This is a genomic window from Lentilactobacillus sp. (genome assembly GCF_040773105.1).
GTDB classification, from domain to species: Bacteria; Bacillota; Bacilli; order Lactobacillales; family Lactobacillaceae; genus Lentilactobacillus; species Lentilactobacillus parabuchneri.
Genome location: NZ_JAXGWW010000090.1, coordinates 1 through 7,942, shown reverse-complemented (window position 1 = coordinate 7,942; position 7,942 = coordinate 1). Strand labels below are relative to the sequence as shown.

At 43.2% G+C, this 7,942-nt stretch carries 3 protein-coding genes; all 3 read left to right on the top strand.

Annotated features, from left to right (window positions below):
- Nucleotides 1-14: 14 nt before the first annotated feature.
- Nucleotides 15-5,777, top strand: a complete 5,763-nt coding sequence (locus AB3112_RS06135; RefSeq protein ID WP_367334117.1) for a hypothetical protein — start codon at nucleotides 15-17, stop codon at nucleotides 5,775-5,777.
- Nucleotides 5,778-5,949: 172 nt separating this feature from the next.
- A complete protein-coding gene (locus AB3112_RS06130; RefSeq protein ID WP_084998893.1) occupies nucleotides 5,950-6,663 on the top strand; it encodes a TetR/AcrR family transcriptional regulator in 714 nt (237 codons plus the stop codon).
- A 320-nt stretch (nucleotides 6,664-6,983) separates the two neighbouring features.
- A partial coding sequence (locus AB3112_RS06125; RefSeq protein WP_367334116.1) for a phosphatase PAP2 family protein occupies nucleotides 6,984-7,942 on the top strand: 959 nt, incomplete at its 3' end.

Sequence of the window (7,942 nt, the reverse complement as noted above, 5' to 3'; positions counted from 1 at the left end):
TAGGTCCAATTGGCTTGACATTAGCGGTTAACCCGATTGCCGACTTTGAAGGATTTATTATCATGGTTTACACGATGTTTGTTCAACCAATCTTGTACTGGGGATTAGGTGGCATCTTCATTCCTGCCACACTGTTCTTCTTCCAAGGTTCGTTCACAAACTGGTTGAATCCACTTGGTAATTTGTTCCAGAACATCACAAATTACGCTTACCTGGCGCTTCCATTACTTGCAGTCCTCGGATTGGGAACTATGGATCTGTTTAGATTAAACGTCAATGTGATCAGCTTGATTCCAGGTGTCGGATTATTAGCCGGCCTTGCATTGTTCAACGCAAAGTGGTTATTAATCGGATTGATTGGATTGTACGTTCTCAACGCCATTCCATCCGTCCTTGCCTTGGCATTCATTGCCTTTATCGTGGTCGGAATTGGGGCAATCGTCATCATTCTTCAAGAAGTTTTGAATTTGGGAATTAACGTTCCTTCATTCTTAAGCTACTGGGTTCTCTTACCAATGGCCGCCTTCCTTGGAGTTGGCATTACTCTGATCACATTACCATTGATGCTGATAGGTGACTTGGTTGCAACCCTAATTGCGTTACCTGGAATTGTCGGAAGCCTACGCTTTGCATTAATTGCTGGATTTATCGCAAATCCATTGGCCGCTGTTTTAGCCGCAGTTATCTTTGCCGTATTGGGTGTTGCTTCCATTCCGGCCTTCCTTGCGGGAACCTTTATGATTGCCCAAAGTTGGTTGGGATCCGTCTTCCCAATTGAATTGTTTATTTACTACCTGATTATGGAAAATCCAATTTGGGGTATGGCAAATTGGATTGGCCTGATTCCAATCATTGGCTGGATTGTCGCCTTAATTGTTGACATTCTTTGGATGATTGTTGGAACTTGGGTTCCGGGAATGTTTGCCGTATTGAACTACGCGATCTTTATCATGACCGCCGTTCCTCTGACATTCTCAACGGTAATTGGCTTATCGATGCTCTTATCACTTGGTCTTCCAGGCTTAATCCTGATTCCGCTCGGAATTTTGATTAACTTGCTGCCAATTGGCTTGGTCGCATTACCAATTGCTTTGCCTGCACTGTTAATTTCAGGCGTCATTAATCCATTACTAGGTTTGATTAAAAACGTTGCTGGATTCCTTACTGGCGCGGTTACCACTTTATTCGAGAAGCTCTTTGGTAACAACTTGCTCAACAGTTTGCTCAGAACCATTTTGAACATCATTGTTATCCTTCCCAAGGGCTTGATCGGTGGTTTGTTAACCCTGCCAGCTTGGTTGATGCAACAAGCTTTGAAGCTCAATGACTTTATTAATAAAGCGTTAGCTGGATTATGGTCATTAGTTTCAAACGTAATCACGGGATTGTTATTCTCAATTCCGGAAACGATCTTCAGTTCACTAGGCCGTTTGATTATTTCTCCAATTACCACGATTTTCAATCTCATCGGATTTGGGATTCTTGGATTGTTAAATCTATTGAATCCATTGACAAGTCTGATTCTTCCGCTTATCGGAGCAGGCCTTGTTGGCTTGATGCTCACTGTCGGCCAGATTGCCAAGTTTATTGGTAACATCGTTAAAGCTGTTCTGAGCTTGATGAATCTAATCATTCCAGCATTGAATGTTTTGAGACGGATCGGGGTTGTTCAACAAGCATTTGCACTGCTTCAAAATACTTTTGGGTTCTTAAATGATCTCAATCCATTGAAGCTGTTAGGTGACTTGATTAAGAATGTGGTCTTACCACTGATTATCTTTGCCACCTTGGCAAGTGTTGCTCAAACCATTGTTCGTCTGCTCGGGATGCCTTTGATTGGGATGATGATCCCAGTCATCGCAACGGTGATCGGTTCAATCATCTCACTATTGCTGAGCCCACTTACTTTACTTGCATTGCCATTAATCGCTGGAGTCGCAATGCTGATTCCACTGATCATGGCGCACATGAAGTCATTGGCTCAAGTAATTCCTGATTTGATTAACCTAATCGGTCAGTTGTTGATCAACGGAACCCTTGATTTGACGAAATTACTTCTCTTACCGTTGGCATTATTCACTTGGCCGTTAATCGGATTGGTTAACGTCTTGAAGAATGTCTTGAATGGTCAGCATCCATTGCTGAACGTGTTTGAGAAGATGGGCAATGTCTTAAAGGATCTCTTAGGTCCGTTATCTGCATTTGTCCTTGATGGTCTTAAGACCCTTGCTGAAGGATTATCAGCAGGGATGTCACTGTTTAAGATGTTTGGTTCACTGCTGTTGCCAATCTTCCCACTTAACTGGTTACTCGCATTGAATCAAGTTCCTAAGCTGTTTGCTTCATTGATTAATAGCTTCAAAGGTCTTGGAAACATTGCCGGAGACATCATGAACGACTTCGGCCGTTTGGCTCTTGGCATCGCAGCTGGTTTGCTTGGCGGCTTGTTAATGCCACTAGTCCTCATTGGTCTTTTAACCAAGGGACTGACAGATTTGGCACATAACTTGTTTAAGACAGGCTTATCAGGATTGTTCCAAGGTCTCAAAGACTTGTTTAATAACGGAATCAAGTCGTTGTTCGCTGTCATTCCTAACTTATTTAAGGCCTTCTTAAATGGTTTGGGTGGATTCGTTAAGTTAGCCGTTCTTGGCTTACCTGATATTGTCAACCCACTCGGTGGTCTGTTCAGAGGCGCAATGTTGCTTGGTGGATTGATTCCTGCCGGCCTGGCACTGCTTGGCCTGCCGTATAGTTTGTTCATCAAACCCGTTCTTGATCTCGTCATCAACAACCTTGTACCAATTGCTGTCTTCTTTGGATTGGGACTTCTCAATACCTTATTGAATCCATTGACTCTTATTGTTGGATTCGTGAAGTCAGTTATTGATACAATCAAAGCTCAAAATAAACTGAATGGCATATTGAAAAATATTGTCAACGCAGTTAATACCGTCTTTAAGGGATTACAAACCATCTGGGGGATTGGCCTTGCATTAGGGTCATTCGTATTCCACCTGATTTCTGGGGCGACAACATTGATTACCCACTTGATCACAAGCCTGGTTGGTAAATTGTTGCTCAACATAGCCGGTTTATTATTCATCATAAACGGCAGCAATCCACTTAAAGCCATTGGATCGTTTGTTTCCAACATCAAGAAGATGTGGAATGCAGGTCAAGTCGTTCCCAAGGTTCTCAAAGGAATCGTTCAGGGATTGATGAAGATCGGCTCAACATTTACTTTCTTCATTCGCGGAATCAAACACTTGGGCGATCTGCTGACAGGGTTTGCCATTGTTCCTGGAGCACTTGGTGTTCTTGGATTCTTACGACAAGTTAACCAGCAAGTCGTCGTCGGCCCATTCAATTGGCTGATGAATCAACTCGTTTTGCCGCTGATTGCCAGTGGTCTCACCGGCTTAGGCTTAACGCTTATTTCTCCATTGTTCTTCTTACCAACCTTGTTGTTGTCATTGCCTGGTAACAGACTGGGTCGCTTAATTCTTGCGGTTCCATTGGCATTGTTAGGCAACAGTTTCGTTCAATGGCTGCCCGCGATTATTCTGTCCGGTCTTGGTAACTTGTTAAATGGCGGTCGATCATTCTTACAAAATCTGTTTAAGACAGTTGCCTTATCCGGATTGGCGACATTGATTACCCGTGGTTTGACAAAAGGATTAGGTAAGTTACTCACGTTTGGCTTGATTTTGCCTTTGATGTTATTTGGAATCAAACCGCTTCAATTCGTTAAATTACTGGTCAAGAACGGTTTGTTCTTCAAGGTGTTTGATACGGTTGTTCCATTGATCATCGGCGGCCTCCTTCAAGCAATCATGACAGTGAACGGGATTAAGAAATTTGTTGGGAATGCGATTAAAGGCATTCAAAACACGTTGACTAATCTGATGATGTTTGCTGTTACTGCACCAATTTGGTTCGTTACGAACGGGCTTAATCAACTTGGTCAGCAGATTTTCAAGACATTTGGAAATGTTGCCAACTTCTTCATTAAGCTCATCACATCCCCACTTCAAGTACTTTCGTTCAAAGGAGTTCCAGAGTTGATTGGCAACGTGATTGCCGGTTTGGGTAAAGTTATCACTTATCCACTCGAAATTTTCAATGCCGTCATCCTTGGTCTTCCTGGATTCCTCTTGGGTCGCTTGTTGACTCATGTGGTTGACCTCGTTAGTTTCTTGAAAGTGATTCCAGGAATCATTTCTGGAATTGGATCCGTATTATTTGCACCAATCACCACGTTATTCAACGTGGGCAAGAACATCGTTTCTGGATTATTGAACCTGATTTTCAAAGGTGTTCTTGATGGCCTCAACACAAGCTTGGTCGGCGTTGTAAATGCCATTGAGTCCGCAATTTCAACTGTGGCCGATTCACTAAAGAGTGGCCTTTCACAGTTGATAAAGAACTTGATGAACATGACGTTGTTCGGTGCCGAAATGGTCGGCTTATCGTTATTATCACGATTGATTCCAACCATCAAAGTTCCAGCTTGGCTTGATAATTTGTTGAAGACAGTTGGTCAAATTGCACAAACAATTCTCGTACTCAACACAGGATTATTAATCGGCTACAGTCTGATGAAGAATGCTACCCAATCATTGATGAAGGGCTTTATTCTTCCGCTGATCGGCTTCGGTGTGTTACCACTTATCGGAGCTGGCTTGATTGCTAATGGCATTAAGCAGCTTGGAAATACGCTCAAGAACTTCTTATCACCACTGATTGGTGGCTTGTTGGGAAGCCTTCTGGGCAATCTGTTGAACGGGAACAAGAATCATAACATTAACATCAATATTAACTTCAATGGCTTGCCACTGTTGTTAGCATTGATTCCTCTCATGAGTACTTTAGCCGTAATCGGAAATGGCGCAAACTCGCTGATTAAGTCGCTTGCTTCAATCTTGCCAGGATTGATTCAAACCCTAGTTGGTCGAAATAAGACGGTTATACTGCCAATCATTATCCCAATTATCGTTCCGTTGATATTGCCGATCTTGTTGGTACCGGTCTTGTTAGCTGCCTTGCTTCCGTTACTGTTACCAATTGTATTGACAGTGTTGTTACCAGTCATACTGCCAATCATCATTTCCACACTGGTTGTATTGCCGCTCGTTGTCCTTGGATTGCCAGTCCTTGTCGCAATGGTCCCATTACTCCCAGTTGTTATCAGTATTCCAGTTGTCCTTCCAGCACTTTTGCCAATTATCCTTCCGATCGTTGGTCTGGGTGCCCAAAATGGATTCGGTTCATCATTGTTTGGTGGTACCACGAATAATGGATTCATTAACTTACCGACACTTGGAGGCTCATCGGTTAGCGCCGATGGCACTTCCTCATTGCCGAGTTTGCCAAATGCTTCCAATAATTCAAATAACGGAGGAACTAGCCAAGTCCCTTCAACAGGTAATCATGTTGGAGGGAACAGCCAATTCCCTGCAACACCATCAACCAATCATGGAAAGTCGAATAAAGTCAGCGAAAATACAAATAATGAAAATGGTAACCGTAATCGAAACGCCGAAACAAATTCGTCACAGATGAATGGATTATCAGGGATGACGACGCCAAAATCAGCCTTGGTTCCTGACTCAGTGACGGGTAAAGATGGTTTAAAGGCTCAACAGAAGTTACCTCAAACAAATGAGAATATCGGAAATCAAGTTCTGATCGCAGTTTTAGGATTACTCCTAATGTTGCTTGATGTTCTTGGTTACGTCTGGATTTCTCATCGTCGTAAGTTTTCAGTAGATTAGTTCTAAATTAATTAGAAGGGGAACTTACGTCGTAATCTTCAGGTTGGCAACCACCGGTTTTTCCGGGGGCTGCTTTCCTGTATCTAATATTATTAGTCAATGTAGGTTATAATAACCATAGACGAATAACAATTAGGGGTTATGTTCGGGGTTTCTTACAGGGGGAACGAATATGTTTCAAAACATTTCAATGAAACAAACAATCTTTCGCGCGTTTATTGCCGTGATGGAAAATAAAGTGATGACAAGTCAAGCCGCAACCCGGTTGTCGGATGGCCGCGAACTACTCAAATTAGTGAGTGTGACCGAAGTGACCAAGGCCGCTCATATTAACCGCCGGACGTTTTACACGTATTTTCATGACGTGTATGACTTGTTTGACCAGCTGGAAGATAAGTACACCAAGGAGTTAAACCAATTTTCCCAAGGTTGGGAAAATCAGGATGATCCGATGGAAGCAATTATCCAATCTGTTGGCCAAGCGGTTGATTATATGAGTCACAATAGTCGAGGTATTAAGCTGGTATCGACCGTTGACACCATGTTATTTACTCGAATGATTCAAGAAGATGTCAAGCAGGCAATTTCATTTGTCGGTGGGCTGTTTAACCGAGGTCGACTCGGAAATGATCCGACCAGGGATCGCCAATGGGATTTGAATTACACGATTATTTTCCTATCCAGCGGTTTTGCCTGGGTGTGCTACGATTGGCTTCAACACCCCGATGAATTCCCGAAAGAAAAGCTCAAGGAACTCATCAGCTCGACATTTATGGGAGCCTACAAGCTGATTCAAAGCGATGAGTTACTGAACTCTGCTCAGCTGCAGGAAATCTTCCAAAAACAATCTGCAGAAATTAAATGCGACCAGTCTGCTGCACAGTAGGCGGGATTGCGACGTTTTTTCAAAAGGTCCGAGCATTTTGCCCGGGCCTTTTTGAGTTGGAGAAAATCAATGTGTTTGGTCAACTTTTACCCACTTTTTACAAATCCTTTGCGGCTAATTTACATCCCGAAAGTACACTAAAGATGAATCAGGAGTGGTTATCAGGGACTATCTAAAGGATGGTGTGAATATGTCAACAATGTTGTACGAAATCAAGCATACTCCCAAGTTGGGCTGGGAGATATCATTTGTGGTTTTGCTGATACTTGTTGTTCTGATAGGCATTTCATAGAAATTGTTTCATTTTGGGAGGATTAAGCATGGGAAGCAGACATAGCAGCACAATTTTGAAAACGGTTCTGAAAAGCGCCTTTCTTTTGACGTTAACCGGAACCGCCGTTTTAGGTTCACAGAATGCCGATGTGAAGGTAAACGCAAAGAGTGATTCAAGTCTATCCAGTGAATTGAATCCGGTACCGGCATCGTACGGGTATTTCGTTGATCACTATCAGGAAAACGTGAAGACCAATTCGACTCCGGATACAAATCCGGCAATTGCGTTGTTCAACAATACGTTTTTGACATACTGGAATCCAACGACCAGCACAAAAACCAACGCATCATTGTTACAAGAGAATTTGGATAAATCGATTCAAATTTCAAATGGTGCATCGCAGGCTGAAATCGATCGTTCATATTTAACGGACCGTCGCGACCTTCGATATAACCTCATCAGTGGCTTTGGTCAATACGCACCTGCATTTATTAAGGACACAAATGCGCAGACGGATTTTAATGCCGTACCTAACGCGCCACTGCCTGCAGGTTCTCCCTACAGCTCCATGAAGTGGGCCGACGAGAACGCCACCTTGGGTTCTGCAGTCAAGCTGGTGGACATTGCTGAAGATTCAACTTGGTCTGGAACCGGGACACCAAAAGCTTACATCAAATTCACCCGTCCTTATCGTCAAAGTGATCAAGTCAAAGTGAATCCCTACTTGAAAAACGTTATGGCTTCAGCCGCTGCTAATGATTACGATTTCCCAAGCGGTCACACCACGGCAGCATTTGAGACAGGTGAAACCTTAGCTTACTTATTCCCAGAAAGATACCAGCAATTGATTACCCGTTCATCGGAAGTCGGTTACGACCGAGTATTGGCAGGCCGTCATTCACCGCTTGCCGTTATGGGCGGTCGGGTGATTGGGACTGCAATGACAGCGGCCACTTTGAACGACCCCGACAACAAACAATTAATGAGTGAAGCATACCAGGATAC

Coding starts and splice junctions, on each gene's coding strand:
- AB3112_RS06130 (WP_084998893.1), top strand. CDS start 5,950: ATGTTTCAAAACATTTCAATGAAACAAACAATCTTTCGCGCGTTTATT.